25 protein-coding genes and 2 pseudogenes are annotated in these 26427 nt (G+C 75.4%); 12 read left to right on the forward strand and 15 right to left on the reverse strand.

All coding sequences use genetic code 11. The annotated features are described in order from the left end of the window. Positions 1–16 precede the first annotated feature (16 nt). From IEY94_RS16070 to IEY94_RS16085, 4 genes are all read right to left on the reverse strand, one after another. A complete protein-coding gene (locus IEY94_RS16070; protein ID WP_189171013.1) occupies positions 17–1213 on the reverse strand; it encodes a glycine C-acetyltransferase in 1197 nt (398 codons plus the stop codon). Positions 1214–1231: 18 nt separating this feature from the next. Continuing rightward, the gene (gene tdh, locus IEY94_RS16075) at positions 1232–2260 is read right to left on the reverse strand and encodes an L-threonine 3-dehydrogenase (protein WP_189171014.1); all 1029 of its coding nucleotides are present in this window, start codon (positions 2258–2260) and stop codon (positions 1232–1234) included. A 280-nt stretch (positions 2261–2540) separates the two neighbouring features. Next, entirely contained in the window at positions 2541–3092 is a 552-nt protein-coding gene (locus IEY94_RS16080) for an EF-hand domain-containing protein (RefSeq protein ID WP_229784079.1), read from the reverse strand. 76 nt (positions 3093–3168) lie between these two features. After that, on the reverse strand, positions 3169–3675 hold the full coding sequence (locus IEY94_RS16085; protein ID WP_189171199.1) for a GNAT family N-acetyltransferase: 507 nt from the start codon (positions 3673–3675) through the stop codon (positions 3169–3171). 147 nt (positions 3676–3822) lie between these two features. On the opposite strand from IEY94_RS16085, the gene IEY94_RS16090 reads away from it, so the two are divergent. The 4 genes from IEY94_RS16090 to IEY94_RS24355 all read left to right on the forward strand — a co-directional run bounded on the left by IEY94_RS16090 (position 3823) and on the right by IEY94_RS24355 (position 7337). Further along, positions 3823–4692, forward strand: a complete 870-nt coding sequence (locus tag IEY94_RS16090; RefSeq protein WP_229784080.1) for a hypothetical protein — start codon at positions 3823–3825, stop codon at positions 4690–4692. Between the two features lie 63 nt (positions 4693–4755). Beyond that, on the forward strand, positions 4756–6297 hold the full coding sequence (locus IEY94_RS16095) for a LamG domain-containing protein (RefSeq protein ID WP_189171015.1): 1542 nt from the start codon (positions 4756–4758) through the stop codon (positions 6295–6297). A 112-nt stretch (positions 6298–6409) separates the two neighbouring features. Then, the gene (locus IEY94_RS24350; protein ID WP_189171016.1) at positions 6410–6688 is read left to right on the forward strand and encodes a helix-turn-helix domain-containing protein; all 279 of its coding nucleotides are present in this window, start codon (positions 6410–6412) and stop codon (positions 6686–6688) included. Positions 6689–6773: 85 nt separating this feature from the next. Then, positions 6774–7337 carry a LysR substrate-binding domain-containing protein gene (locus IEY94_RS24355; protein WP_189171200.1) on the forward strand — a complete coding sequence of 188 codons (564 nt, stop codon included), beginning with the start codon at positions 6774–6776 and terminating at the stop codon, positions 7335–7337. Here the strand turns inward: IEY94_RS24355 and IEY94_RS16110 are convergent. Both IEY94_RS16110 and IEY94_RS16115 read right to left on the reverse strand, forming a co-directional pair. Then, positions 7317–8294 (reverse strand): annotated as a pseudogene (locus tag IEY94_RS16110) (sulfite exporter TauE/SafE family protein); the annotation flags it as partial. The gene IEY94_RS24355 and the pseudogene IEY94_RS16110 sit on opposite strands and share 21 nt — an antisense overlap. Before the next feature lie 71 nt (positions 8295–8365). Further along, entirely contained in the window at positions 8366–9184 is an 819-nt protein-coding gene (locus IEY94_RS16115) for a MerR family transcriptional regulator (protein ID WP_229784084.1), read from the reverse strand. A gap of 98 nt (positions 9185–9282) precedes the next feature. Here IEY94_RS16115 and IEY94_RS16120 point away from each other — a divergent pair, with 98 nt between their 5' ends. Together IEY94_RS16120 and IEY94_RS16125 are read left to right on the forward strand one after the other, a co-directional pair. Then, the gene (locus tag IEY94_RS16120; protein ID WP_189171017.1) at positions 9283–10458 is read left to right on the forward strand and encodes an erythromycin esterase family protein; all 1176 of its coding nucleotides are present in this window, start codon (positions 9283–9285) and stop codon (positions 10456–10458) included. A 39-nt stretch (positions 10459–10497) separates the two neighbouring features. Further along, a complete protein-coding gene (locus tag IEY94_RS16125; RefSeq protein ID WP_229784085.1) occupies positions 10498–11139 on the forward strand; it encodes a YciI family protein in 642 nt (213 codons plus the stop codon). Here IEY94_RS16125 and IEY94_RS16130 read toward each other — a convergent pair. Continuing rightward, positions 11109–12041, reverse strand: a complete 933-nt coding sequence (locus IEY94_RS16130; RefSeq protein ID WP_189171018.1) for an AraC family transcriptional regulator — start codon at positions 12039–12041, stop codon at positions 11109–11111. The two genes, IEY94_RS16125 and IEY94_RS16130, sit on opposite strands and share 31 nt — an antisense overlap. Here IEY94_RS16130 and IEY94_RS16135 point away from each other — a divergent pair. Then, positions 11922–12854 (forward strand): NAD(P)H-binding protein, encoded by a 933-nt coding sequence (locus IEY94_RS16135; RefSeq protein WP_189171019.1) that lies wholly within the window; start codon positions 11922–11924, stop codon positions 12852–12854. The genes IEY94_RS16130 and IEY94_RS16135 overlap by 120 nt on opposite strands. A gap of 100 nt (positions 12855–12954) precedes the next feature. Then, the gene (locus IEY94_RS16140) at positions 12955–13416 is read left to right on the forward strand and encodes a VOC family protein (RefSeq protein WP_189171020.1); all 462 of its coding nucleotides are present in this window, start codon (positions 12955–12957) and stop codon (positions 13414–13416) included. A 14-nt stretch (positions 13417–13430) separates the two neighbouring features. On the opposite strand, the gene IEY94_RS16145 is transcribed toward IEY94_RS16140, so the two are convergent. The 4 genes from IEY94_RS16145 to IEY94_RS16160 all read right to left on the reverse strand — a co-directional run bounded on the left by IEY94_RS16145 (position 13431) and on the right by IEY94_RS16160 (position 16650). Next, on the reverse strand, positions 13431–14237 hold the full coding sequence (locus tag IEY94_RS16145) for an ABC transporter permease (protein WP_189171021.1): 807 nt from the start codon (positions 14235–14237) through the stop codon (positions 13431–13433). Positions 14238–14244: 7 nt separating this feature from the next. Continuing rightward, complete coding sequence (locus IEY94_RS16150; protein ID WP_189171022.1) at positions 14245–15192, reverse strand: ATP-binding cassette domain-containing protein; 948 nt, start codon at positions 15190–15192, stop codon at positions 14245–14247. A 14-nt stretch (positions 15193–15206) separates the two neighbouring features. Continuing rightward, positions 15207–16052, reverse strand: coding sequence for a DUF4097 family beta strand repeat-containing protein (locus tag IEY94_RS16155; protein ID WP_189171023.1), 846 nt, complete (start codon positions 16050–16052; stop codon positions 15207–15209). Positions 16053–16128: 76 nt separating this feature from the next. Beyond that, complete coding sequence (locus tag IEY94_RS16160; RefSeq protein WP_189171024.1) at positions 16129–16650, reverse strand: YlcI/YnfO family protein; 522 nt, start codon at positions 16648–16650, stop codon at positions 16129–16131. 438 nt (positions 16651–17088) lie between these two features. Here IEY94_RS16160 and IEY94_RS16165 point away from each other — a divergent pair, with 438 nt between their 5' ends. Both IEY94_RS16165 and IEY94_RS16170 read left to right on the forward strand, forming a co-directional pair. After that, positions 17089–17517, forward strand: a complete 429-nt coding sequence (locus tag IEY94_RS16165) for a hypothetical protein (RefSeq protein WP_189171025.1) — start codon at positions 17089–17091, stop codon at positions 17515–17517. A gap of 134 nt (positions 17518–17651) precedes the next feature. After that, positions 17652–18833 carry a pyroglutamyl-peptidase I gene (locus tag IEY94_RS16170; protein WP_189171026.1) on the forward strand — a complete coding sequence of 394 codons (1182 nt, stop codon included), beginning with the start codon at positions 17652–17654 and terminating at the stop codon, positions 18831–18833. Between the two features lies 1 nt (position 18834). Here the strand turns inward: IEY94_RS16170 and IEY94_RS16175 are convergent, their stop codons facing one another. Next, positions 18835–19305 carry a MarR family winged helix-turn-helix transcriptional regulator gene (locus IEY94_RS16175; RefSeq protein WP_189171027.1) on the reverse strand — a complete coding sequence of 157 codons (471 nt, stop codon included), beginning with the start codon at positions 19303–19305 and terminating at the stop codon, positions 18835–18837. A 60-nt stretch (positions 19306–19365) separates the two neighbouring features. Between IEY94_RS16175 and IEY94_RS16180 the strand changes: the two genes are divergently transcribed. Continuing rightward, a complete protein-coding gene (locus IEY94_RS16180; RefSeq protein WP_189171028.1) occupies positions 19366–20529 on the forward strand; it encodes a phosphotransferase in 1164 nt (387 codons plus the stop codon). A gap of 73 nt (positions 20530–20602) precedes the next feature. Here IEY94_RS16180 and IEY94_RS16185 read toward each other — a convergent pair whose 3' ends face one another. After that, positions 20603–23437 (reverse strand): AAA family ATPase, encoded by a 2835-nt coding sequence (locus IEY94_RS16185; RefSeq protein ID WP_189171029.1) that lies wholly within the window; start codon positions 23435–23437, stop codon positions 20603–20605. 454 nt (positions 23438–23891) lie between these two features. Here IEY94_RS16185 and IEY94_RS16190 point away from each other — a divergent pair. Next, positions 23892–24458 (forward strand): annotated as a pseudogene (locus IEY94_RS16190) (trypsin-like serine protease); the annotation flags it as partial. A gap of 128 nt (positions 24459–24586) precedes the next feature. Here IEY94_RS16190 and IEY94_RS16195 read toward each other — a convergent pair. Both IEY94_RS16195 and IEY94_RS16200 read right to left on the reverse strand, forming a co-directional pair. Continuing rightward, positions 24587–25183: a lytic polysaccharide monooxygenase auxiliary activity family 9 protein gene (locus IEY94_RS16195; RefSeq protein ID WP_189171030.1), complete on the reverse strand. Its 597-nt coding sequence runs from the start codon at positions 25181–25183 to the stop codon at positions 24587–24589. A 79-nt stretch (positions 25184–25262) separates the two neighbouring features. Continuing rightward, on the reverse strand, positions 25263–26027 hold the full coding sequence (locus tag IEY94_RS16200; RefSeq protein ID WP_189171031.1) for an intradiol ring-cleavage dioxygenase: 765 nt from the start codon (positions 26025–26027) through the stop codon (positions 25263–25265). Positions 26028–26427 lie beyond the last annotated feature (400 nt).

The following is a 26427-nucleotide window of genomic DNA, read 5'->3' on the forward strand; positions in this document are numbered from 1 at the left end:
CTACGTCGGGAGGCGGCTACGCCACCGACAGCTTCGCCCGGGCCGCCACGAAGGCGTCCACCGCCCGGTCCACGTCCGCCGCGGAGTGGGCGGCGGAGAGCTGGACGCGGATCCGGGCCTGCCCCTGCGGCACCACCGGGTAGCTGAAGCCGATGACGTAGACGCCCTGCTCCAGCAGCAGCTCGGCCATGCGCGCGGCGACGGACGCGTCGCCGATCATGACGGGGGCGATCGCGTGGTCGCCCGGCAGCACGTCGAAGCCCTCCCGGGTCATGCGGGAGCGGAACAGCGCGGTGTTCGCCGCGAGCCGCTCGCGCAGGTCGCCCGCCGATTCCAGCAGGTCGAGGACCGTGAGCGAGGCGGCGGCGATCACCGGGGCGAGACTGTTGGAGAAGAGGTACGGGCGCGAGCGCTGGCGCAGCAGGGCGGTGATCTCGGCGCGGGCGGCGACGTAGCCGCCGGAGGCGCCGCCGAGCGCCTTGCCGAGGGTGCCGGTGATGATGTCGACGCGGTCCATGACGCCGTGCAGCTCCGGGGTGCCGCGGCCGCCGGGGCCGACGAACCCGACGGCGTGCGAGTCGTCGACCATGACCATGGCGTCGTACCGGTCGGCCAGGTCGCAGATCTCCCGCAGCGGGGCCACGTAGCCGTCCATGGAGAAGACGCCGTCGGTGACGACCAGGCGGCGGCGGGCGCTGCCCGCCTCCTTGAGCCGGGTCTCCAGCTCGGCCAGGTCGCGGTTGGCGTACCGGTACCGGCGCGCCTTGGACAGCCGGATCCCGTCGATGATCGAGGCGTGGTTCAGGGCGTCGGAGATGACCGCGTCCTCCTCGCCGAGCAGGGTCTCGAACACCCCGCCGTTGGCGTCGAAGCACGACGAGTACAGGACCGTGTCCTCCTGGCCGAGGAACGCCGACAGCCGGGCCTCCAGCTCCTTGTGCACCTCCTGCGTACCGCAGATGAACCGCACGGACGCCATGCCGTAGCCCCAGCGGTCCAGCGCCGCGTGCGCCGCGGCGATCACCTCGGGGTGGTCGGCGAGGCCGAGGTAGTTGTTCGCGCAGAAGTTGAGCACCTCGCCGGGGCGGCCGCCCGCGGTGACGTCGACCGTCGCGGACTGCGGCGTGCCGATGACGCGCTCCGGCTTGTGCAGTCCGGCGGCGCGGATCTCGCCGAGGGTGGCGCGGAGGTCGTCGCGTACCGAATCGAACATCATCAGTCCTTGTGGGTGTCAGAGGGTCCAGTCGAGGAGGACCTTGCCGCCGCGGCCGCTCGCCGCGTCGGCGAAGGCCGCGTCGAAGTCGCGGTAGCCGTACCGGCCGGTGATCACCGGGGTGAGGTCGAGGCCGGCCTCGAGCAGCACCGACATCGCGTACCAGGTCTCGAACATCTCGCGGCCGTAGATGCCCTTGATCGTGATCATGGAGGTGACGATCCGCGACCAGTCGACGGGGAACTCCCCGGACGGCAGGCCGAGCATGGCGATCCGGCCGCCGTGCGTCATGTTGGCGATCATGTCGCGGACCGCCTCGGGCTGCCCCGACATCTCCAGGCCCACGTCGAAGCCCTCGCGCAGGCCCAGCTTCCGCTGCCCGTCGGCGATCGTCGCGTTCGTGACGTTCAGCGCCAGGCTCGCGCCGACCTTGCGGGCCAGCTCCAGCCGCTCCTCGCTCACGTCGGTGACGACCACGTTGCGGGCGCCCGCGTGCCGGGCCACCGCGGCGGCCATCAACCCGATCGGACCGGCCCCGGTGATCAGGACGTCCTCGCCGACGAGCGGGAACGACAGCGCGGTGTGCACGGCGTTGCCGAACGGGTCGAAGATCGCCGCCACGTCGAGGTCGATCGGGCGGCGGTGCACCCACACGTTGGTCGCGGGCAGCGCGACGTACTCCGCGAAGGCGCCGTCCCTGCCGACGCCGAGGCCCACGGTGGCCCGGCAGAGGTGGCGGCGCCCGGCCAGGCAGTTGCGGCACTTGCCGCACACCAGGTGGCCCTCGCCGCTGACCCGGTCGCCCACCGCGATGTCGGCCACGTCCCGGCCGGTCTCCACGACCTCGCCGGCGAACTCGTGGCCGACCACGAGCGGCGTCGAGATGGTTCGCTGGGCCCAGCCGTCCCAGGCCCGGATGTGCAGATCGGTACCGCAGATCCCGGTGCGCAGCACCTTGATCAGTACGTCGCCGGGGCCGATGACCGGTTCCGGCACCTCCGCGAGCCGGAGCCCGGGCTCGGCTCTCTCCTTGATCAGCGCCTGCACAGCCGCGGCTCCTGCGGGTCGGGGCCCGGTGGGCCATGCCGAGCAGCCCGGGCCGGGGGAGGGGTGGGAATCGATCAGAATCTGTCACACGGCCGCGCCCGCGGTCCATCGAAGATTTCTTAAGCGCCGCCGCAGCTCTCCTTCACGCCCGCACCGGCCGGCGCCGCCCCGGCGACCGCCCGCGCGCCCCGCCCCATGCGGCGGCGGCCGCCCCCTGGACCGGGGTCCCGGGGGCGGCCGTGCGGGCTTCCGGTCGGACCGGAGCGGCCTCGGCGGCGGGTCAGACGCGCCCGAAGAACAGGCTGCCGGGTGCGTCCGGGTCGTTGGAGAGGTAGTGCTCGCGGATCGAGCGGATGAACTCCTGCCGGGAGATCATGCCGTCGCCGTCGGTGTCCAGCTTCTCGAACGACTCCATCGCCTCGGGTGCGTCGCTCTTCCACACGTCGCGCAGGAAGCGGGCGAACTCGTCCTTGGCGATCTCGTTGTCGCCGTCGCCGTCGATGACGTCGAAGATCGCGTGGCCGCCGCCCTCGGCCACGTTGAGCCGGCTGGTGTCGATGACCGCGAGGCGGTTGGCCGTGACGAACTGCTCCTTCGTGAGCCGGTCCGCGTTGACGCCCGAGTGGCGCAGCAGCTCCAGCCAGTAGATCTGGGTGAAGGTCTGGAGGGCCCGCGCCCGGCGGTCGTTCTTGTCGAGCTTGTAGGCCTGGATGTAGCGGTCGGCGAGCTGCTGGTAGTCGGTCCAGTCCACGTGGCCGTCGTTGTTGGCATCCATGATGTCGAAGTTGCGCTCGAGCTTGATGGTGACGATGTCCTGCATTGTCCTGGTCAAGACTGGCTCCTTCGGTGAGGTCTTCCGGCACAGGAGTAGAACCCGCTGAGCGGCGGACCAAACCAGAAGTAGTGGACTAATCGTCCTTCACCGCGACCTCGTAGATGATCTCCAGGCCGTCCTCCTCGTCCCACTGCTCGCCGACCGCGGTGAACCCGAACCGGGCCGCCAGCCGGTACGAGGCCACGTTGTCCGGGCGGATGCTCACCCGGGCCGTGCGCACCCCGGGCTCGCGCGCGGCGCGTGCGAGCAGCGCCGCCAGCGCCGCCAGGGCGTAGCCGCGCCGCCGGTACGCCGGGTCGACGGTGTAGCCGATCTCGACCATCCCCGCCGCGTCGGGCGGGCCGTGGTAGCCGGCGTGCCCGACCGCGACCTGCTCGCGCTCGCACCAGACGACGCCGTTGACCCACCCGGCGCTCGCCGGGTCCGCCGCGATCTGCTCGCTGCGCATCCGCCAGATCCCGCGCGACGCGGGGTCGAGGAACAGCGGCGTCAGGGGTACGGGACTCACCGCGTTCGCCGCGGCCAGGTCGCCGTCGGCCAGGGCCCGGTACACCGGGCCGGTCAGGTGCACGATGCGCACCCGCTGCCCGGGCCGGTCGGCCGGGTCGATCCGCTCGTCGGAAGCCACCGGCAGATCCTGCCACGCCGCCCCGGCCACCGGCGGCCGGCGGGCGTGCGTCGCCCGCCGGAGGCGTGACTCCCGCGGCGGCGGGGCAGGATGGGGCGCGTGAGTCCCGTGCCGCCCGCCGTCCGCGCCCTCGTCGCGCTGCTCGCCGTGACCGCGGCGGCCGCCGTCGCGGTCGAGCTGGTCAACTGGGCGTACGCGGCGGACGCCGGCTGGCCGCTGACCGTGCGCACGGGCTGGGCGCTGCTGCGCGGCGTCGGCTTCCTGGTGCTGATCCGGCACGTGCGCCGGGGTCGCGCCGGGGCCCGCCCGTTCGGGCTGATCCTCGCCGTGACCACGGTCCTCGCCGTGGGCCGGCTGCTCGTCCCGCGCAGCGGCCTGCCCGCCCTGCCCGGCGTGCTCGGCTTCGCCGTGCTGGTGCTGCTGTGCCTGGCGGTGGTGCTGATGCTGTACCGGTCACCGGCCGTGATCGCCCAACTGAGCCGGCCCCCTCGGCGGCTGGTCGCGGGCCGCGGCGGGCTCGAGTTCCGGGACGGCGCCGTGCGGCACGTCGACGCCCGGGCGCTGACCGCCCGGGTGGCCGCGTTCGCGTACGGCCCGCTGATGCTCGTCCCGGCGGCCGTCGCCGTGGGCGAGGTGGTCGGCGGCCGGGTGGCGGTCCTGCCGGTGGTGGTGGCGTGGTTCGCGCTCGGGATCGGGGTCAGCTACGCCGTCCTGCTCGCGGCCATCTTCCTGCTGCGCGGCCACGGCTGGGCGCGGCGGCTGCTGGTGGCGATCAGCGTCGGCGTCCTGGTGTTCGACCTGCCGCTGTGCTGGTGGCTGCTCGGCGTCGACGGCCTGGTCCGCGACGGCGGCCCGCTGGTCGTGGCCGCCGGCCTGGCCCTCTACGCCCTGCGCCGCGGCGGGCCCCGGCGGACCGCGGCCGGCGGCCGGGCCGACGCCGCGTTCGCCGCCGCGCCGACCCGCCCGTAAGCCTCAGCTCGGCCCCGCGCCGGCCGAACGGGCACGGGTCACGTGTCGGTCGGGAGGTGGGCGATGGGAGCACATCGCTCGATCCCGCGCTGGCACCGCCTGCCGGCCCGGCTGCTGACGGTGGCCGCGGCGGTGCTCGCCTGGTGCCTGACCGTCCCGGCGGAGGCCGCGTTCCTGGGTACCTCGGGCAATCCGGCAAACGGGCTGTCGGTCGCGGCGGCGTGGGGGACCTACCCGCAGGCCACGACGGCGTACGGGGCGTCCCACTACTACCGCAACGAGCAGTCGGCGTCCTCGTCCGCCACGGTGGCCGCCACCGACAGCAGCGGCAACGGCAGCAACGGTACCCACAACGGCCGCACGGACGGCGCCCTGAGCTGGCACTCCTTCAGCGAGGGCTCGGGCACGAGCGCGTACGACAACTCCGGCAACCACCTCACCGCCACCGCCCAGGGCACGACCGCCTGGGCGACCGGGATCAGCGGCAACGCCGTCGACTTCACCGGCAACGGCTACTACAAGAGCACCTCGCCGGTCGACACGACGCAGAGCTTCACCGTGACCGCGTGGGCGTACCTGACCAGCAGCGCCACCGGGTCGCCGCGGACCGTGGTGAGCCAGATCGGCACCGACAGCAGCGCCTACATCCTCAAGCTGGTCTACAACTCGGGCTGGCGGTGGTACGCCACCATGCCCCGCGACGACATCGACAACCCCGGCAACGACGAGACCTACGTCAGCGCCACCAACGGCACGCCGACCAACCAGTGGAACCACGTCGCCCTCGTCTACAACGACTCCGCCAACCGCCTCTACCTGTACGTCAACGGCAGCGGCAACACCTCGAACGTCGCCAAGAGCAACGAGTGGAACGCCACCGGCGGGATGGTCGTCGGCGGCGCCCGGTGGGCCGGCATCGGCGGCGTGGGCGCCAGCTACCTGGACACGTTCGCCGGCCGGGTCGACGACGTGCAGACCTACCAGCGCGCCCTCAGCGCCTCGGAGATCGACTCCATCTACGACAACCCCGGTACCGCGTACGCGCCGTTCACCGCGCAGCGCACCGGCGCCCTCGGCGGCTCCCAGAGCAGCACGAAAGCGATCGCGTACGCCGGCACCGCCGGCACCTACACACCCGCGACCCAGGCCAACCCGACGACGTTCAGCACCGAACTGTGGTTCAAGGCCACCGGCGGCCTCGGCGGGGGCCTCGCCGGCTTCTGCAACACCCAGACCGGCGCCGGGGCCAGCGTCGACCGGGTGGTCTACCTCGACAGCGGGGGACGGATCTCGTACGTCGTCAACACCACCACCCTCAGATCCCCCAGCGCCTACAACGACGGCGCCTGGCACCACCTCGTCGCCACCTACACCTCGACCAGCATGGTCCTGTACGTCGACGGCGCCAGCGTCGCCAACACCGGCTCGCCGGCCGCCCCGGAGAACATCACCGGCTACTGGCGATTCGGCGGCACCAACCTCACCGGAATGAGCAACCGCCCCGCCCGCGACTACTTCGTCGGCACCCTCGACGAACTCGCCGTCTACCCCGGCCAGCTCAGCGCGGGCGCCGTCACGTTCCACTACGGCCGTCGCAACACCTGACCCCCGCCTTCACGATCGAACGTGAACGCGTGCGTTCCTCAATATAAGCGGCCCGCATGGATGCCGGGATCGGTCGCATATCCGTCGAGACGTGGATGCTCATCAATGTCTGATGCTGGCGGCTCCGCGAAAGGCGTTGACCGCGGCCGCCGTGGTGGTCGGAATGAGCCAGCCGGCCGCGACGATGGCACTGGCCCGGGCCGAGCGGATCGTGGGCGGCAGGCTGTTCCACCGCGGCCCCGCGGGGGCGGTGACCACCGGGCTCGGCGAACTCGTCGGCGCAACGCCATCACCGTGCTGGAGGCGCTGCGGAGCTTTCAGGGGATCGCGTCGCCCCGGTCCCCGGCCGGCCCCCGCGTCATCCGGATCGGTTCGGCTCCGGGCATGCTGACGTCGGGCCTGACGCAGATCATCGAGGAACTCCCGGGCGCCGTACCGGACGTGCGGATGGCCTGGACAACCGGCTGTGGCTGGCCATGCCGACCTCCGGCCGCCCGGGCGCCGCCGTCGTCATCGACCACCCCGGGACCCGGGCCGCCGCCCCCGGGGTGCAGCGCCACGTCATCGCGGCCGAGCCGCTGTTCATCGGCGTCCCCGCCGCACACCCCCTGGCCGGCCGGACGGAGATCGACCTCGCGGAGCTCGCGACCGAGATATTCCGGGGGGTGCGCGCCCCGGGCGTCGAATTCGACAACCACGTGATTGCCGTGTGGGAGCGCACGGGCTTCACGGCCCGGATCGCGGCCCACGTCGAGTACCCCGACTTCGATCGGGTGGCGGAAATTCCCGACATCGCGCTGTTCATGAAGCCCGACGCCGTGGCGCCCGCCGGAATGGTCGCCCTGCCGCTGGTGGGAGCGCCCCTGCGGATCACCACGAGCCTGCTCGTGTCCGCCGACAGCAAGCTCACCGCGGACGACGTCCACCTGCTCCGGTCGGAGCTGGCCGCGGCGCAGCACCGGTTCGCCGAATCGGCGGGCGTGTACCGGGCCTGGCTGGACCGCCACCCCGAATGGCACACCACCCCCGCGGCCGCGTGACCGCCGCCCGTCCGCGGCGGGGGCCCTCTCGCCGGGCTGCTCACCAGCGGCCGCCGCCGCTTCCGCCGCCGCGCTGATCCGCTGCTCCTCGTCGCGGTGCTTGCGGTACTGGACGACCGAGTACCCGATCGCGGCCGCCCACACCGCGTAGATGACGGCGTAGAACGCGTACCGCACGCCGTCGCCGGCGTCGATCCAGTCGCTGCGCAGCAGGGTGCGGGTGTTGGTGAGGATGATGACGCCGCCGACCAGGGAGCCGAGCACCCGCGGCGGGATGTGCCGGACCAGCCACGCGGCGACCGGCGCGGCGACCAGGCCGCCGAGCAGCAGCGCGAGCACCCAGCCGGGGTTGACGCCCTCGGAGCCGATGCCGACCAGGAAGCCGATGCTGGCGGCCACCGCCACCAGGAACTCGCTGGTGTCGATCGAGCCGATCGTCTTGCGCGGTTCGAGCCGGCCGCTGGCCAGGATCGCCGGGGTGCCCACCGGGCCCCAGCCACCGCCGCCGGTGGAGTCGACGAACCCGGCGACCACGCCGAGTGGGGCCAGGAAGCGCTTGCGCAGCGGCTTGCCCGGGTCGCCCCGCGGGAGCCCGACGGCCGTGAACCGGATCAGGACGTACAGGCCCAGCGCCAGCAGGATGATCGACATCAGCGGCGCCGCGGTCTCGGTCGACAGGCCGGACAGGAAGGTCGCGCCGGCGAACGCGCCGGCCGCGCCCGGTATGCCGATCTTGAGGACGACCCGCCAGTCGACGTTGCCGAACCGCCAGTGCGACAGGCCGGACGCGAGCGTCGTACCGATCTCGGCCAGGTGGACGGTCGCGGACGCGGCGGCCGGGTTGGTGCCGATCGCCAACAGCAGCGTGGTGGACGTGACGCCGTAGGCCATGCCCAGGCTGCCGTCCACGAGCTGCGCGCCGAGACCCACCAGTGCGAGCAGGAGCAGCTTCCTCATGTCCACCGCCGTGTTGGGTAGAGAACGGGGTTGATCGGCCGGTCAGGGACGCTGCGAATATCCCAGTTAACCTACCGATTCAGTAGAGAATACGAGCCACCGCCCGATCCGGCAATACCCACTCGGCCCGGCCCGCCCGCCGGATCGGCCCTGCCGTGATCGGCCCTGCCGGCGGCGGTCCCGTCGGCGGCGGCCCTGTCGGCGGCGCTGTCGCCGGCGGCCGCGTGGTCGTCGAGGTACGCGTGCAGTGCGGCGGCGCCGGCGAGCAGCGCGCGGCCGCGGGTCGCGAGCCGGTCGTGCCAGTCGCGCAGCGCGGCCGCCAGCGGCGCGACGCCGCCGGCGGCGCGGACCTCGGCGAGCAGCGGGGCGATCCGGTCGAGGAGGTGGCCGCCCCGCCGGAGCTGGTGGGCCAGCAGGGCGTCGCGGACGTCCGCGGGGCGGTAGACCCGGTAGCCCGTCCGCGGGTCGCGGGGCGGCCGGAGCAGGCCGGCGCGCTCCCACTTGCGCAGGGTCGCCGGGCGCACGCCGAGCCGGCGGGCCAGCGGGCCGACGAACACCTCGCCCCGCTCCGGCGGTACGGGATCGAGGTCCCGGAGCGCGGCCTCGACGGCCCGCAGGGTGCGCCGGTCGTCGAGGAGGCGGGCGTGGCTCTCGTCGACGAGCCGGAGCGCGTCCGCGGTCCGGCCCCGGTTGATCGCCTGCATGATCGCGGCGGCCGCCCGGTGGCCGTGCCCCGGTACGAGGGCGAGGAACGCGCGCAGTGCCCGCGCGTGCCGCGGGGTGTACGTGCGGTAGCCGTGCGCGGTGCGGCCGGCGGCCGGCAGGATCCCGGCCGCCTCGTAGTTGCGGACCGCCTGGGTCGACAGGCCGTGCTCGCGCGCCAGGTCCACCGGCTTGAGGCGACCGCTGCTTTGAGGGTTTCGCGGCACTGTCCTGCTCGCTGTCTGCGGAAAGTCTCCACCGTCGGTTCAACGATAGCGTTGAGGGAATGACAGTCGACGCCGCCTCCGTCATGGGGCTGTTCCCCGCCGTACCGCGACTGCTCGCCCTCGGCGAGCCCACCCACGTCGACGGCACCCTGCTCGACGTGCGCAACGACCTGTTCCGGCAGCTCGTCGAGCGGCACGGGTACCGGACGATCGCCCTCGAGACCGACTGCCTGATGGGCCTGGTGGTGGACGACTTCGTCACCGGCGGAGCGGGCACGCTCGACGACGTCATGCGGCGCGGCCTCAGCCACGGGTGGGGCGCGTACGCCGGCAACCGCGCGCTGGTCCGCTGGATGCGCGCCCACAACGCGGGCCGGCCCGCCGCCGAGCGGGTGCGGTTCGCCGGGTTCGACGGGCCGCTGGAGATCACCGGTGCCGCGAGCCCGCGGCAGGCCCTCACCGCGCTGCACGCCCACCTCGCCGCCCGGCTCGACGCCGACCTGCTGCCCTGTACCGCCGCGGCGCTCGACGGGCTGCTCGGCGCCGACGACCGGTGGACCGACCCCGCGGCGATGCGGGACCCGGCCCGGTCCGTCGGGCGGACCGCCGACGCCGCGCGGCTCCGGCTGCTCGCCGACGACCTGGTCGCGCTGCTCGACGCGCAGGCCCCGCGTCTGGTCGCGGCCGCGGCGCCGGGGGAGCGGGAGCGGTCGCTGCTGTACGGCCGCACCGCCACCGGGCTGCTGCGGTACCACTTCTGGCTGGCCGACCCGTCGCCGAACCGGCTGGTGCGGCTGCTCGGCGTCCGGGACTCGATGATGGCCGCCAACCTGCTCGCCCTCGCCGAGCGGGGGCCGACGCTGGTCAACGCCCACAACAGCCACCTCCAGCGGGACGAGAGCAGCATGCGGATGGACGGGCAGCCGCTGCGCTGGTGGAGCGCCGGCGCGATCGCCGCCACCCGCCTCGGCCCGGCGTACGCCTTCCTGGCCACGGCCGTCGGCACGCTGCGCGACCACGGGGTCGGCGCGCCGCCCGCGGACACCGTCGAGGGGCTGCTGTACGCGCTCCCGGACGACCGCCGCCTGGTCGACCCCGGCGAGCTGGCCGCCGTCCTCGGCGACACCGCGCCGGCCGCGCGCGTCTCCCCCTGGCACGGCTACGCCCCGCTGGACCCGGCGCACCTGGCCAACCACGACGGGATCGTGTTCGTCAAGGACGCCCGGCGCGACTGAAATCGGCGGCCCGCCCACCGACCGGCGCGATGACCCCGGGTGGCGCTGCCCGGATCCCCGGTCCTCGCCGACACCCGCGGGCATCGACCGGTGTCGCCGCCGGAGAATCGCCGGAGGGAGTTCTTCTGCTACCACCGGGACCGGCGCGACTCCCCGGCGCTGCGCGCGGCGCTGCTCGAACAGCACGGGTCCTACATGGACGCCTTCGCGATGGTGGCCCGCGGCCCGACCCTCGCCGCGGACGGGGTCACGCCGACCGGCAGCGTGCACATCGTCGACGTCCCGGATGTCGCGGCCGCCCGCGCCTTCGCCCTCGACGGGCCCGACTACCGGGCCGGCGTGTACCGCGACGTCCTGCTGCGCCGCCGGCGCAACCTGCTCGGCCGCACCATGTGGGAGTTCCCCGGCGACCCGGACGGCGACCGGTACCTGGTCCTCGGCCGAGCCGCGGCCCGCGACGGCCGCGACCGCCCCGGACCGGGACGACCTGATCGCGTACGGGCCGCTGCTCTCCGACGACGGCGCCACCCGCCCGGGCACGGCGGCGCTGCTGCGGGCGCCGGACCCCGCCCGCGCCCTGCTCACCCCGGACCGGTACGCGGAGATCGAGGTGCGCCGGTGGACGTTCGGCGGCCGGCGTCCCCGAGATATCAGCCCGGCGGCCGGCCGGCCGCGCGGTAGCGCCCCGGGCTCGTCCCGGCGTACCGCTTGAACGCCCGGCCGAACGCGAACGGCGAGTCGTACCCCACCTGCCGCGCCACCGCGTCCAGGGTGGCCGTGCCGGCGCGCAGGAGCTGCTGGGCCCGCAGCATCCGCCACTGGGTCAGGTAGGCCAGCGGCGGCTCGCCGACCAGCGCGCCGAACCGCCGGGAGAACGCCGCCCGGGACAGCCCGGCCACCCCGGCCAGCCCGGCGACGGTCCAGCCGCGCGCCGGCTCGGCGTGCATCGCGGCCAGGGCGCGGCCGACGGCCGGGTCGGCCAGCGCGGCGAGCCACTCGGGGCAGGCGTCGCGGTGCCGCTCGCACCAGCTCCGCAGCACGTACGCGAGCATCGCGTCCACCAGCGCCCCGACGATGGCGGTGGAGCCGGGGCGCGGCTGCTCCACCTCGGCGGCGAGCAGGTCGACCGCGGCCCGCAGGCCGGGGTGGCTGCCCCGGCTCGCCGGGATGTGCATCACGGCCGGCAGCGCGCGCAGCATGGGGTGCGGCGGGACGGCCCGGTCCAGCAGGTAGGCGCCGCAGAGCATGGCGGTGGCCGCGCCCGCGCCGCCGAGCCGCACGGACGTGCCCGCGCTGTCCGCGGGGTGCCGCTCGGCCAGCCGGATCCGGTCGGCGGGTGCGGTGTGCGGGTCGTCGCCCACCGTGTGCGCGGTGCCGTGCGGCAGCAGGACCACGTCCCCGACATCCAGCCGCAGCGGCGCGGCGCCGGCCGCGGTGAGCCACGCCGAACCCTGGAGCAGTACGTGGAACTGCGCCGCGCCCGGCTCGTCGAGCCGGATGGCCCACGGCGCGCGCCCCACCGTCAGGGCCGAGACCGGCCGCCCGACCTGGGCGGCCGCCAGCACCTCGCTGAGCGCGTCCACCCCGCGACCCTACCGCGCCGCCGCGGAGACGATCGGACATCTTTCGGCGACCGATGGGCCTGGTACGTCTCGCCGGGGCGCTGGAAGCTGGACGCACAGCGAGCGCGAGGGAGCGACCCCGGCACCCTGGCGGGGGCGCTGCGCGGCGTCCGGCGGGCGTACCTGATCCTCCCGCAGGGCACGACGCGGCCGGCCACCCGGATCGGGGAGTTCCTCGACGCCGCCGCCGGCACCGGCCTGCGCCGGGTCGTGCTGCTGTCGGCGTACGGCGTCGACGGCGCCGAGGGCTCCGGCCTGCGCGAGGCGGAGAAGCTGGTCGAGGGCAGCGCGCTGGACTGGACGATCCTGCGCCCGAACTGGTTCCTCCAGAACTTCTCGGCGGGCTTCTTCCTGCCGCCGATCCTCGCCGCCGGCACGGTGCCCGTGCCCGCCGGGGACGGCGCGGTCAGCTTCGTGGACACCCGCGACATCGCCGCGATCGCCGCCGAGGCGCTGACCGCCGACGGGCACGCCGGCCGCGGGTACCCGATCACCGGCCCGGCCGCGGTCACGTTCGCCGACGCGGCCGCGGCGATCTCGGCTGCCGCCGGCCGCCCGGTGCGCTACGTCGCGACCGACCCGGCGGAGACGCGCGCGGCGCTGCTGGCGGGCGGGGTGTCGGCGGAGTACGCGGACCTGCTGCTCCTGCTCTACGCCGGCATCCGCGCCGGCCACAGCGCGCCCGTCACCGACACGGTCGAGCGCCTGCTCGGCCGCCCGGCGCGCGACCTGGCCGCCTTCGCCGCCGAGCACGCGGCGACCTGGCGCGGCTAGCGACGCCACCCCGTTCGATCCCGGTCCCTGTCGGTCCGGCCCCGTAGGATCATGGGGCTGACCGGTGGGGGCCGGGAACCGCGACGAACGGAGCGACCGGATGAGCCGGCACGTCCAGATCACCTTCGACGCGCGGGACCCGCGCGCGCTGTCCACGTTCTGGCGGGACGCGCTGGGCTACGTCCACCCCGCCCCGCCCGGCGTCGAGCTGCCCGACGGCGCCGACCCGCTGGCCGCGTGGGACGACTTCCTCGCGCGGATCGGCGTACCGGCGGACCAGCGCAACACGCGGTCGGCCATCGAGGACCCCGAGGAGCGCGGCCCGCGGCTGTTCTTCCAGCAGGTACCGGAGGGCAAGGCGGCCAAGAACCGCGTGCACCTCGACGTGCGGGCGGCGCCGGGGCTGGCGGGGGACGACCGGATGGCGGCGCTGGAGGCCGAGTGCGCCCGGCTGGTCGCGCTGGGGGCGACCCGGCTGCGCCGCGAGGACCCGGCCCCGCCGCTGAGCGCCGGCCACCTCGTCCTCGCCGACCCCGAGGGCAACGAGTTCTGCCTGGACTGACGCCGTCGGTCCGCTCAGGACTCGCGGTCGAACAGCCGCTTCGACCAGAGGTACCCGCCCAGCGCGATGACCGCGCACCAGCCGAGCGCGAGCCACCCGTTGCGCCCGACCGGCCCGTCCAGCAGCAGGCCGCGCAGCGTCTCGATGATCGGCGTGAACGGCTGGTACTCGGCGAACCAGCGCAGCCCGGCCGGCATCGACCCGGTGGGGACGAACCCGCTGCCGAGGAACGGCAGCAGCACCAACGGCATGGGCAGGTTGCTCGCGGTCTCGACGCTCCGGCTCACCTGGCCGAGCGCGACGGCCAGCCAGGTGAGGGCGAACGCCACGACCAGCAGGAAGCCGGCCGCGGCCAGCCAGCCGAGCGGACCGGCGGTCGGCCGGAAGCCGACCAGCAGCGCCGCGCCGACCACGATCACCAGGCTGATCGCCGCCTGGATCACGCTGCCGAGGACGTGCCCGGCCAGGACCGAGACGCGGGCGATGTGCATGGTGCGGAACCGGGTGATGATGCCCTCGGTCAGGTCCATCGCGATCGAGATCGCGGTGCCCTGGACCGTGGCCGCCACGGTCATCAGGATGATCGCGGGCGCCACGTAGTCGGCGTACGCCGCGCGCCCGCCGGCCGCGCCGGCCACCGGTCCGCCGAGCCCGGCGCCGAGCGTGCCGCCGAACACGTAGACGAACAGCAGCAGGAGCACGACCGGCATCCCGACCAGCATCAGCGTCATCGACGGGTACCGCAGCATCCGCCTGAGGTTGCGGCGCAGCATCGTCGCCGAGTCACGCAGCGGGTGGAGCCGGAGCGCCGGGGTACTCATCGGCGGGTCACCTTCCCTCGTTCGCGGGGCCGGTCAGGGCCAGGAAGACGTCGTCCAGGTCGGGGGTGTGCACGGACAGCCCGTCGACCTCGACGGCGCGGTCGTCCAGGCGGCCGATCAGCTCCCGCAGCGCGCGCAGGCTGCCGTCGCCGGGCACCCGCAGGGTGAGCGCGTCGTGATCGCGCGCGGCCGGGCCCAGCACCCGCAGGGCCGCGTCGAGGCGCTCCCGGTCGGCGAACCGCAGCCGGACGTGGCCGCCGGGGATGCGCCGCTTCAGCTCCTCCGCGGTCCCCTCGGCGACCACCCGGCCGCCGTGCAGGACCGCGATCCGGTCCGCCAGCTCGTCGGCCTCGGCCAGGTACTGCGTGGTCAGGAAGATGGTGACGCCGTCGGCCACCAGCTCCCGGATGATCTGCCACATGCCCCGGCGGCTGCGCGGGTCCAGCCCGGTCGTCGGCTCGTCGAGGAAGATCACCCGCGGGCTGCCGACCAGGGTCATCGCCAGGTCGAGCCGCCGCCGCATGCCGCCGGAGTACGTCGCGGCGGGCCGGTCGCCGACGTCGGCGAGGTCGAACCGCGCGAGCAGCCCGGCGACGCGCCGCCGGCCCCCGGCCCGGCCGAGGTGGTGCAGGTCGGCCATCAGCCGCAGGTTCTCCGCGCCGGTCAGCAGGTTGTCCACCGCGGAGAACTGGCCGGTGACGCCGATCGCGGCGCGGACCGCGGCGGGCTCGCGGGCGGGGTCGTGCCCGGCGACCCGGGCGGTGCCGGCGTCGGCGCCGGTCAGCGTGGACAGGATCCGGACGGTGGTGGTCTTGCCGGCGCCGTTCGCGCCGAGCAGCGAGAAGACCGTCCCCGGCGGCACGTGCAGGTCCAGGCCGTCGAGCACGACCTGCCCGCCGTACGACTTCCGCAGCCCGGTGACGGCGATCGCCGGCCGGGGTGACTGGCTGGTCATGGCTGCCTCCGGGGTCAGGCGCGGTGGATGGTGATGTCGCCGTACGAGGTCCGGCCGCGCACCTCGACGGTCTCGGCGGCGCCGTCGGGGCTGGCGGCGTTCTCCAGCAGGTTGCGCACGTGGCCGAAGCTGGTGTTCACCTCCAGCCAGGCGGCGGTGCCCGCGGCGATGCCGACGTCCAGGTCGCCCATGGCGGTGCCGAGCGCGACCGAGCCGCGGACCACCTCGCCGACGCGGACGCTGCCGTTGGACGTCTTCGCGTCGACGCCGGCGCCGGCCCGCTCGATGCGGATGTCGCCGTTGGCCGCGCGCACCCGCACGTCGCCGGCGACCGCCCCGATCGCGGTGTCGCCGTTGGAGTTCTTGACCACCGCGGCGCCCTCGACCCCGCCGATCCGGATCCGGCCGGACCCGGTGGAGACCTCGGCGTCGCCCGCGACGCCGTCGGCGGTGACGTGGCCGGCCGAGGTGTCCAGGCGCAGCGGCCCGGTCCGTTCGAGCCAGAAGTGCCCGGCGGACGTCCGGAGCCGGCACTCGCCGAGCCGGCCGGTGCCGCGGACGTCGCCCACCTGCAACTCGACGGACACCCCGGAGCCGCTGGGCAGGGCGATGGCCACGTCGACCGACCTGGTCCTGCGGGAGAAGTCGAAGGCGCGCCCCTTCGGCCCGACGACCCGCAGCAGGCCGTTGGTGAAGTCGACGCGGACCTGCGCGGCGGCCGCCACGTCGGACTCGTCGGCGGGGTCGCTCGGGCGGATGTCGACGACGGTGTCGGTACGGTCGCTCGCGGCGATCCGCACCTCGCCGACGCTGAGTTCGACGGTGACGGAAATCGGTTCGGGCGTGGCGAAATCGGGCATGGCGAATCCCCGCATCATGAGTGGGTGAGATCGTCCCCGCGGACCGGGGACGTGACGGAAAGGGCGTGCGGTACGGCTAGCGCACCCAGCCGGTGAACCGCTGCCGGGCGCGTTTCCCGCTGGCCGGCAGCGGGCCCCGCTGGTCCCGCTCGGACCGCTGCAGGGCGGTGGCGGCCGACCGGACCAGCCAGGCGTTGACCGACCGCCCCTCGCCGGCCGCGGCCTCCTCGATCGCGGCCTTGAGCTGCTCCGGCAGGCGGACGTTGATCCGCGCGGCGGGGCCGTCCCCGTCGATCGGTGGATCGCTGTCCGCCGCCCCGGCGGCGTCGCCGGGGTCCGGGTCGAGCGGCTCGGCGGACGGCAGGGCCACGACGAAGCTCGGGTCGCGGCCGCGCAGGCGCAGCTCGACCGAGCCCGGGGCCAAATCCCGGGTGATCTCGTCGGCGGCGGCCGACAGCGCGTCCAGCAGGGCCATCCGGATCGCCGACTCGAGCGAGCCGGTCAGGCGTTCGACCAGCGCGCGCGCCTCGTCCCCGCCGGCTTCGGCGAGCGTGGCGAACTCACGGCCGAGGTTGTTCACATACGGGGTCAGGTCCATGGCACCATGATGGCACACTCGTGGCACCACGACAAGGCCAAGTTGGCTCAGTTTGGTGCCACGCGGCGCGTTGCTGGGTCAGCCGGGGTGATGGCGGCGCGGTGGCGCTGCGTCCGGTACAGGAGCCGGGCGCCGTGCAGGGCGAGGTTCACCGCCGCCGGGCCGTAGTAGACGAGCCGGAACGCGGGTCCGGACAGGGCGTTGCGGGCGGCCGGCGGAACGAACAGCGAGACCGCCCCATCGCCGGTGGTGCCGTCGACTGTGGATGATGCGGTACGGAGGAGCCACGGGAGTGTGGCCGGGTACCCGATGCCCGCCGGCGGGTGCTGTGCGAACCTTCGCGTGTTCGAGCGGCGGGCACGGGGTGGGCAGGTGACGATCGGTCGCCGCGCGGCCGGTGGGCCGTCGTACCGTCGGCTCGCCATCGGGGAGCAGTACATGATCAAGCGCATCGTCCCGGCCGCCCTCGCGGCCACGGCCCTCGTCGCGTCGGTCGCGGCGCCGGCCGCCGCCCGCCCCGCGACGACCTTCCAGCTCCAGCAGGGATCGAACACGCTGTCGGGTACGTACCACATGGTCGCCGACCCGCAGTACAAGACCTGGACGATCGACTACCACCACAAGGTCAACGACGGTTGCAGCGGCCTGTTCTACAGCGAGCGCTGGCAGGCGCCGCCGGAGGACTACGGCCAGCCGCCGGGGCCGCACCCGTTCTGCGCCCCCGCCTCCGCGAAGATCGAGGGCGTGATCATCCAGTTGGCCGCGCGGAACTACTACATCCCCGGCCTGATCCTGTGCCGGTCCGCCACCCTGCCGGTGGTACCGAGCGCCGCCAACTGCACCGCCCCGCGCGCCCTCACGGTGTGACCGACCACCCGCGGCGCCGGCCCGTCCGCGCCGGTGCCGCGGTCAGCCGTCGGCGGCGTCGGCGGGTATCGCGGGGTCGGGGGAGCGCATACGCTCACCTCGGCCCCGATCGATGTCCGTAAGGAGACCCGACCATGCGATCAGCCGCCGCCCGAACGGCCCTCCTCGCCGCCGCGCTCCTGCTCGCCCCCACCCCGGCCGCGGCCGCCCCCGCCGCCCCGCCGCCGACCGTGGAGGAGGCCCGCCTCGCCGAGCAGATCCCGCGCGACATCCTCCGCCGCAGCGGCTTCGACGCCCACGCCCCGGCCCTCGACCGGGCCCTGGCGGCCGCCGCCGACCTGCCCGCCGCCCGCGCGGCCGTGCACGCCGCCGGCCGGCGGCTCTGGGCCGACGCCGTCGCCCGGGCGCAGGGCGGCGCCGGCGGCGACCTGCCGGCCGCGGACGACCGCCCGCTGTACTGGGCCCGGCTCGGCCTGACCGGCGCGGTCCGGCAGTGGCGGCCGCCGTACCCGGTCGAGCCCGCGCGGTACGACGAGCTGCTCGCCGACCTGGAGACCACCTCGCGCGGCCGGGACACCCTGCGCCCCGACCTCCCGGCCGGCACCCGGCGGGTCCTCGTCACCGGGTTCGACCCGTTCGGGCTGGACGGCGCGGTCGGCAACAGCAACCCGTCCGGGGCCGCGGCGCTGGCGCTCGACGGGGTCACCCTCGACACCCCGGCCGGCCCGGCCCGGCTGGAGACCGCGATCTTCCCCGTGCGCTGGGACGACTTCGGTGCGGGCATGGTCGAGCGGACGCTGGTGCCGTCGTTCGCCGCCGGGCCGCAGCGGGCGGACCTGTTCGTGACGGTCAGCCAGGGGCGGCCGGGGCGGTTCGACGTCGAGCGGTACAACGCCGCGTACCGCGGCGGCCAGCCGGACAACCTGCGGGTCTCGCGCAAGGGCCTGATCCCGATCCCGGCCGGGGTGCCGACCGTCGAGCCGCAGCCGAAGCGGACGGTCACCTCGCTGCCGTACGCGGCGCTGGTGGCCGCCGGTACGAAGCCCTTCCCGGTGTACGACAACACCAGCGCGACCGACACGGTCGGCTCGGGCGGCGACTACCTCTCCAACGAGATCGCCTACCGCGCCACCCTGCTGCGCGACGCGACGCAGCTCGCGGCGCCGGGCGGGCACCTGCACACGCCGGTCCTGGCCGGCGGCGCGGGGGAGGACCCGGTGACCGGGCCGACGCTGGCCCGCAACCGGGAGACGATCCTCGGGCAGATCCGCGCGCTGCTCGGCGTCGCCCTCGGCGCGCCCGCCGCCGGCCGCTGAGCTACCGCACCCCGCCGCCGAGGGACGCGACCCGCTCCAGGGTGGCGCGCATCGCGTCCCAGGCGGCCGCGCCGACCCGGTCGCGCCAGTCGGCCTCGACCTCGGCGATGAGCGCGGCCGCGGCGGCCACGACCGTGCGGCCGCGCGGCGTCGGGCGCAGGATCCGGGCCCGGCGGTCGGTCGGGTCGGCGGCGCTCTCCAGCAGGCCGAGGCGTTCGAGCGCGGTGGCGAACTCGCCGAGGGCCTGCTTGGTCATGCCCACGCGGCGGGCGAGGTCGGTCACCCGCAGGCCGTCCGGCGGGGTGAGGCTGAGCAGGCGGATCTGGGACGAGCGCAGCCCGCGCAGGTCGTCCGGGAGCCGGCCGGGCGGCGCCTGCGCGAGCCGGTCGGCGTAGTCGCGGCTGAGCGCCTGCAGCGCGTGGCCCAGCAGCAGCATCGCATGATCGGAGTACGCCCGGTTGACGTCGGTCATAAGGCAACCTTACTATCTCGACCAGGTGGGAAGGTAGCCTGACGAGCCGAGGAGTATGCCATGGTATCGACCCCGATCGACCGGTCCGGCGTTGGCCTCGGCGCGCTGCTCGGCGTCCCGGACGCGGACGCGCCCGCCGCCCTGGCCGAGCTGGTCGGCGCGGCCCTGGGGGTCGCGCCCGACCCGGCCGCGACAGTGGTCGAGGACGTACCGCACGAGATGGGCTCGCCGGCCACCGGCGGCGTGCACCGGATCCGCGGCGTCGACGCGGCCGGGCGGCCGTGGTCGCTGTTCTGCAAGGTCCTCCAGCACGCCCGGCACTGGCCGCTGCTGGTGCACCTGCCGCCCGCGGCGGCCGAGTGGTTCGTCGCCGACTTCCCCTGGCGCAGCGAGCTGGAACTGTGGGACCCGGTCGTCCAGGGCTCCCTGCCGACCGGCCTGCGCAGCCCGGTCCTGCACCGGGTGGTCGACCTCGGCGACGACCGCGTCGCGGTCTGGCAGGAGGACATCCCGGTGGTACCCGCGGAGTGGGACCCGGACCGGTACGCCGACGCCGCCGAGCTGCTCGGCCGCTGGAACGCCCGCTCCACCGCGGCCGGGGTGCTCGCCGTCAACGCGTACCCGCCGTGCCACGCGCTGCGGGTGTACGCCGAGCAGGCCGTCGCCCAGCGCGGCCTCGGCCCGCTCGCCGACGACGCGCTGTGGTCCCACCCGCGGCTCGCCGCGCACGGCGACCTGCGCGCGCGCCTGCGCCGGCTCGGCGGGCACATCCCGGCGCTGCTCGACCGGCTGACCGCCCTGCCCCAGTGCCTGCCGCACGGCGACGCCAGCCCGCAGAACCTGCTGGTCGCCGCCGCCGACGGCCCGGCGCGGTTCGTCGCGATCGACCTGTCCTTCCGGACGCCGCACCCGCTCGGCTTCGACCTCGGCCAGTTGCTCGTCGGGCTCACCCACGCCGGGATCCAGCCGGCGGCGCTGCTGCCGGCGATCGCGGACACGATCCTGCCGGCGTACCGGCGCGGGCTCGCCGCCGAGGGGCTCGACGACGCGGCGGACGCGGCGGCGGAGGGGTTCGCGCTCGCGACGCTGGTGCGCAGCGGGTTCGACGGGTTCCGGTACGACCTGATCGACAGCGCGGACCCGGCGGAGCAGCGGGTGTTCGACGAGCGGGTGGCGATGTCCCGCGCCCTCGCCGACCGAGCCGAACCGTGGGTGACCGGCTGAGTCCGATCAGGAGGGCGGCGGCGCCGTCCGCCGCGGGAGAGCCGGCCGTGTCGGCAGCAGGTCGCCCCCTGACTCACAGGTCGTGCAGGATCACCGGGACGTCGTGCCGGGAGTCCACGCCCAGCTTGTGCAGTACCCGCCCGACGTGCAGCTCCGCCGTCCGCGGCGACACGTACAGCTCCGCCGCGATCCCCCGGTTGCTCCGCCCCGCCGTCAGCAGCCGGGCCACCGCCACCTCCCGCGGCGACAGCGCCCACCCGTGCCCCGGCCGCCCCCGCCCGCCCGGCTCGGCCGCGCGCAGTGTCCGCAGCGCCGCCCCGCAGCGGGCCGCGTCCACCGGCGCGCCCAGCGCGGTGTGGGTGTCGACGAGTTCGGCCAGGGCGTACGACGCCGCGGCGGTGTCGGCCGGCGCCGCCGCGGTCGCGGCCCACTCGGCGGTCAGCGCCGCGTAGTACGGGCAGCCGAGGTCGCGGTACGCGGTCCGGGCCGTGCGGAAGTGCGCGGCGGCCCCGGCGGCGTCGCCGCGGTGGGCGGCGAGCTGGCCGCGGCCGGCGGCCAGGGCGGCGGTGACCAGCGGGGCCGCGACGGTGCGGGCGCCGCGTTCGGCGTCGGCGAGCAGGCGGGCGGCGGTCTCCGGGCGGTCGGCGGCGAGCTGGGCGGCGAGGGCGGCGGGCAGGAGTTCGCCGGCCCACGCCCACACGCCCTTGTGCCGCAGCAGTGCCGCGCCGCGGTCGGCGTCGGCGGCGGCCGGGGTGGCGTCGCCGGCGGCGAGGCGGACGCGGATCAGGCCGGCGATGGCGCTCAGCGCCACCGGGGCGATGGCCTCGGCGGGGTCGGCGGCGCCGACGGCGGTGAAGTGGGCGACGGCCTCGTCGGCGGCGCCGGTGACGGTGGCGAGCCAGCCGGCGACCAGGCGCAGCTCGCTGGCGAGCTGCCGGACGTCGCGGTGCTCGTCGGCGAGGTCGGCGGCGCGGCGGGCCAGGCCCGCCCAGCGGCCGGCGAACCAGTCCAGCCGCATCTCGATGGAGACGGCGTTGAGGTGGTCGAACGGGATGTCCGCGCCGCGGGCCCAGTCGGCGCCGGTGCGCAGCAGCGTGCGGGCGCGGGCGAACCGGCCGATGTTGGCGCAGGCGTCGGCGACGTTGTAGTACATCCTGGACACCTCGCGGCGGGCCGGCATCGCGGTGACCGCCGGGCGGAGGGCCACCGCCTCGGCGTACGCGGCGGGGTCGCCGACGAGGATCCGGGAGCTGAGGGTGCTGGCCCGCAGGGAGTGCCGCTGCTCCTCGTCGGCCGCGGCGGCCAGGTGGGCGTCGGCCCGGGCGGTCCACGCGGCCAGCTCGGCCAGCGGGGTGATCGCGTCCACCGGGCTGGCCAGGACGACCACGGCGCGGGCGGCGAGGTCCGGCCGGTCGGCCAGCTCGTCGGCGGCCCGCTCCAGCTCCGCCCGCGCGGCCCGGGCGGCGCCCGGCTGGCGGAACAGCAGCAGCCCGTGGAACAGCCGCAGGTGCGCCCGTGCGCCCGCCGACAGCCGGGGGTCGCGCAGCAGCGCGGCGAGGACGGCCAGCGAGTCGCGCTGGTCGGTGTTGTACTGCGCGACCCGGCCCACCCGGACCGCCAGCCGGTCCAGGTCGGCCGGCGGCAGGCCGGGCTCGGCGAGCAGCCGGTGCAGCAGGTCCGCGGCGGTGGTGGCGTCCGTGCGCGCGGCGGCCCGGTCGGCGGCGGCCACGCCGTACCGCAGCCAGTCCGCGCGCCGCCCGGCCAGCCGGCTGTGCTCGGCGAGCGGGACCAGCGGCCGCGGCTCGTCGGCGGCGAGCAGGTCGGCGGCGCGGCCGTGCAGGTGCCGGCGCTCGGGGCCGGTCAGGGCGGCCCGGGCGGCCTCGCGGGCCAGCGCGTGCCGGAAGTCGAGCAGCCCGTCGGGGCGGTCGACCAGCAGGTCGTGCGCCAGCGCGCCGGCGACCGCCGCCGGCGCCTCGGCGGGCGGCAGGTCGACCAGGACCGCCAGCCGCTCGGCCGGCGCCGGTACGCCGAGGACCGCCGCCGCCCCGGCCAGCCGGCCCGCCGCGGCGGGCGCGGCGCCGAGCCGCTCGGCCATGGCCTCGCGCAGCAGGACCGGGACGGCCGCTCCGGCCAGCAGCCGGCGGGCGGCGGCGCCGTCGGCGCGCGCGGCGGCGGCCGGGTCGGGCAGGGACCGCAGCGCCTCCTCGACGACGAACGGGATGCCGGCGGTCCGCTCGTGCAGGCGGTCGGCGAAGCCGGCCGACACCCCGGCGCCGCCGAGCAGGCCGGCGGCCAGCTCGCGGACGCCGTCCGGGGTGAGCGGGGCCAGCGCGAGCGGCAGGCTGCGCACGCCGGGCCGCGGCCGGTACGCGCCGCCCAGCGGCAGCCCGCCCGGCCGGTGGGTGAGCAGCAGGGTGAGCCCCGGCGGCGGGTCGGCGGCGACGAAGCGCAGCAGCTCGCGGGTGCCCTCGTCGGCCCAGTGCAGGTCCTCGACGACGAGCAGCGCGCGGCCGCAGGCGGCCAGCACCTCGCGGGCGGCGCGCAGCACGCGGTGCCGGTCCCGGCCGCCCGGCCCGTCCGGCAGGTGCGGGGACAACTCGGGCACCAGGTCGCGCAGCACCGCGGCCGCGGGGGTGAGACCCGCGGGGTCCAGCGCGGCGCCGGCGCCGCGCAGGGCGTCGACGATCGCGCCGTACGGGTACGGCTCGCGCGCCGGGTGGCAGGCGCCGGCGAGCACCGCCGCGCCGGCGAGGTCGGGGTGGTCGAGCAGCTCCAGGACGAGCCGGGTCTTGCCCACGCCCGCCTCCCCGGCGAGCAGGATCACCGCCGGCGGCGCGGCCGCGGCGGTGCGCAGGGCGCGCAGCTCGGCGGCGCGGCCCACCAGCGCCGGCGCGCGCACCCCGCCCATCGCACCTCCCGCTGCCCGTACCCGCCGGGGTGGGCCAGCGTACGGGCGGGGGCCGGCGGCGACCAGCGGCTCCGCCGATCGGCCGAGCATGGCGTGCGCCCGGCCGAGCGCGCCTCCGCCGCCCGGCCGACGCCGCCGCGGGGTACGTAGCCGGCGGCTCTTAAACACGTACTCGCCGACCTTGTCGCCCCGCCGCGGGCAGTGAACCATTCCGATACGTCATCCACCATCGGGACGGTCGGCCCGGGCGCCCGTCCTGCCGACCGGCCGCGGCCCGAACCGCGGCGGGAAGCGAAGACATGACCAGCAGTAGCCGAGCGGCGGCCCTCGCCGCCGCGCTCGCGGCCACGGCTGTCCTGACCACGGCCACCCGGGCCGCCGCCGACACGACCCCGCCGCCGGAGCCGGGCCGCGGGGTCATCGACGGCAACGACCACGACCGGGAGGCCCCCGGGCGGCCCGGCTGTACCGCAACGGCAAGGAGAACTGCTCGGCGTCGATCACCGCGGCGCAGTACATCCTCACCGCGAAGCACTGTGTGGGGGGATCGTTGGCGTTCCGCATCGGCAGCACCGACCGGTACGCCGGCGGGTGGGTCGCCAACGGCACCCGCACCACCACGCACCCGTCGGCCGACCCGGCGATCGTCCAGCTCGACCGGGCGGTGGACACCGGGTTCTCGCCGCCGGGGTCGGGCGGGGACGTGTACAACGGCCGGTACGTCTCCGTCTTCGGCCGGGGCGCCACCTGCACCGACCAGGCCGAGATCAACTGCCGGTCCCGGTACCCGGGGTACGCCCGGATGCGGGTGACCGGCACCAACGGCCGCGACCACCGCGGCGGCGCCGCCGTCGAGGCGACCCACCACGACGGCGTGGCGGCCGGCGGCGACTCGGGTGGCCCGATGTTCGCCCGCGGCAAGCAGGTCGGCGCGGCCTCGACCAGCGACCGGAAGAGCTACGTCGCGTACACGAACATCACCCGGTACCGAAGCTGGATCCGCGGCATCGCCGGCGTGTGATCCGACCCGGACGCGGCCCGGCGGCACTCGGGGTGGAGTGCCGCCGGGCCGTCGCACGCGCGGAAGGGGCCCCGGGGGCCGGGGTCGCGCGGTCCACCCACCAGCGGCCCCGGCCCCCCGGGCTCCTGTCAGTGGTGGTGGTGCGCGGGCCCGGCGAGCGCGGCGGCCCGGGCCAGCGCGGCCTCGGCGGCGTTGGCGCTGCGCGGCTCGGGGGCGCCGCCGACCTCCAGGTCGACGCAGTTGTAGAACGCCATGTCGGTGTCGGCGATGTTCCACCGGGCGAGCAGCTTGACCCGGCCGCTGTGCCCGCTCAGGTCGACCGTGTGGGTCACCTTCGCGCCGGGCACCCTGCCCTTGTCCACGAAGTGCGCGACGCGGGTGCCGCCGATGAGGTACTCCCAGTCCCGGGTGGAGTGCGGCACCGGGATGCTCCAGGTGAACTGCACCGCGCCGCCGACCCTGGTGGCGGGCCAGTCGCGGGTCTCGTCGTCCAGCTCGCGGAACCGGCTGCCGCCGCTGCACTTCGTCGAGCCCTTGAGCGCCTCGACGCTCCACGGCTCCCAGATGACCTCGCCGCAGCTCTCGATCTTGTTGGCGGCGCAGTACGCCTGCCTGCTCTGCGGTGTCGAGATGTAGCCGTGCGCGGCGGCCGGCGCCGCCGTGACCAGCAGGGACGCCAGCACGGTCGCGGCCGTGAGCAGCGGCAGGGTGATGAGTCGCCTCATGCGGTTCTCCTCGCGGGGGTTCGGGCGACGGCGATCGGTCCGCCCGGCAGGTCCGGGCCGATCGCCGTCGCCGGCTCGGTCAGGTCGGCACGGTGAAGACGGCCACCGCGCGCCAGCCGTCGGCCTCCCGGGTGACCTTCATGATTCCCTCGGGCAGGAAGATGGAGTCCTGCTCGTTGCGGGTGCGGTTGCCCTTGTGCTCGGTGTACGGCGCCTCGGCGTGCACCGAGCTGTTCAGGGTCTCGTCGAAGTACGTCTGGGTGGTCAGGACGCGTCGCTTGTTGACGTGGAACATGTTGTGGATGTGCACGCACCGGCCCGGGTACCAGCCCGGCCAGATCGTGACGAACTCGACGGCGCCGTTGGCGTCGGTGACCTGGGCGCCGCGCAGGTAGCGGGTGGGGGTCTGCGGGTCGGTGGCGGGGAAGGGCCCGACCCGGGCCCTGTCGAAGCCGGAGTACGCGCCCATGTGGTCGCAGTGCCAGATCTCGGCGACGGCGTTGGGGATGGGGTTGCAGTTGCGGTCCTGGACCTTGATCGCCACGCGCAGCAGCGTGCCCCGCTTGTCCTCGCGGATGTCGCTGCGGATCTTCTTGGCGTCGAACCAGTACGGGCCCTCCATGGCGGCCTTGGTGAGCTGGCAGGCGCCGACGCCGTCGAAGACGGCGGGGTCGATCCGGGCGTCGAGCGGCCGGACGGGCACCTGCCCGCCGTCGACCGACCGCGCGGTGGCGCTGCCGGTGCTCGCCGCCGCGATCAGCGCGCCGAAGCCGACCGAGCCGGCCCCGGCGATGATCCGCCGGCGGCTGACGCGCTGCCCTTCATGGTCATCGTGCTCGTGCATCTGACCTACTCCCTACAAATTTGGCGGTTAGCCGAGAACGTAGAGCAGGTCTAGACCACTGTGCAATAGACGACCGTGATTATTGCGTACCGGTGTTCACCCTGCGCACGCTGCAACAACGGCAGCGGCGGGTGTGCATGTGTGCGGCTGTGAATTTTCATTCACAGGGTGGGTGTGTTCGGGGTGGCCGGGCGGGGTCCGGCGGGTGGGCGTTCACCGAGCGGGGTGTGGTCCGGCCAACCTGTGGGATTCCCACACATTCGACTCTGTCAATGTTATTGGCGTGGTGTGGGCAGCCGGAAATGCGTCGCCGGCGACGCGCGCCGGTGTTCGGGTGTGCCCTCGGGTGTCCGTTGGTTCCCATCGATGACATTGATGGGGTTCGTGATTTCCGGGCACA

It is taken from the genome of Pilimelia anulata (assembly GCF_014647895.1).
Taxonomy (GTDB): domain Bacteria; phylum Actinomycetota; class Actinomycetes; order Mycobacteriales; family Micromonosporaceae; genus Pilimelia; species Pilimelia anulata.

Coding starts and splice junctions, on each gene's coding strand:
- IEY94_RS16070 (WP_189171013.1), bottom strand. CDS start 1,213: ATGTTCGATTCGGTACGCGACGACCTCCGCGCCACCCTCGGCGAGATC.
- IEY94_RS16095 (WP_189171015.1), top strand. CDS start 4,756: ATGGGAGCACATCGCTCGATCCCGCGCTGGCACCGCCTGCCGGCCCGG.
- IEY94_RS24350 (WP_189171016.1), top strand. CDS start 6,410: ATGCTGGCGGCTCCGCGAAAGGCGTTGACCGCGGCCGCCGTGGTGGTC.
- IEY94_RS24355 (WP_189171200.1), top strand. CDS start 6,774: ATGCCGACCTCCGGCCGCCCGGGCGCCGCCGTCGTCATCGACCACCCC.
- IEY94_RS16120 (WP_189171017.1), top strand. CDS start 9,283: ATGACAGTCGACGCCGCCTCCGTCATGGGGCTGTTCCCCGCCGTACCG.
- IEY94_RS16140 (WP_189171020.1), top strand. CDS start 12,955: ATGAGCCGGCACGTCCAGATCACCTTCGACGCGCGGGACCCGCGCGCG.
- IEY94_RS16145 (WP_189171021.1), bottom strand. CDS start 14,237: ATGAGTACCCCGGCGCTCCGGCTCCACCCGCTGCGTGACTCGGCGACG.
- IEY94_RS16150 (WP_189171022.1), bottom strand. CDS start 15,192: ATGACCAGCCAGTCACCCCGGCCGGCGATCGCCGTCACCGGGCTGCGG.
- IEY94_RS16155 (WP_189171023.1), bottom strand. CDS start 16,052: ATGCCCGATTTCGCCACGCCCGAACCGATTTCCGTCACCGTCGAACTC.
- IEY94_RS16160 (WP_189171024.1), bottom strand. CDS start 16,650: ATGGACCTGACCCCGTATGTGAACAACCTCGGCCGTGAGTTCGCCACG.
- IEY94_RS16165 (WP_189171025.1), top strand. CDS start 17,089: ATGATCAAGCGCATCGTCCCGGCCGCCCTCGCGGCCACGGCCCTCGTC.
- IEY94_RS16170 (WP_189171026.1), top strand. CDS start 17,652: ATGCGATCAGCCGCCGCCCGAACGGCCCTCCTCGCCGCCGCGCTCCTG.
- IEY94_RS16175 (WP_189171027.1), bottom strand. CDS start 19,305: ATGACCGACGTCAACCGGGCGTACTCCGATCATGCGATGCTGCTGCTG.
- IEY94_RS16180 (WP_189171028.1), top strand. CDS start 19,366: ATGGTATCGACCCCGATCGACCGGTCCGGCGTTGGCCTCGGCGCGCTG.
- IEY94_RS16185 (WP_189171029.1), bottom strand. CDS start 23,437: ATGGGCGGGGTGCGCGCGCCGGCGCTGGTGGGCCGCGCCGCCGAGCTG.
- IEY94_RS16195 (WP_189171030.1), bottom strand. CDS start 25,183: ATGAGGCGACTCATCACCCTGCCGCTGCTCACGGCCGCGACCGTGCTG.
- IEY94_RS16200 (WP_189171031.1), bottom strand. CDS start 26,027: ATGCACGAGCACGATGACCATGAAGGGCAGCGCGTCAGCCGCCGGCGG.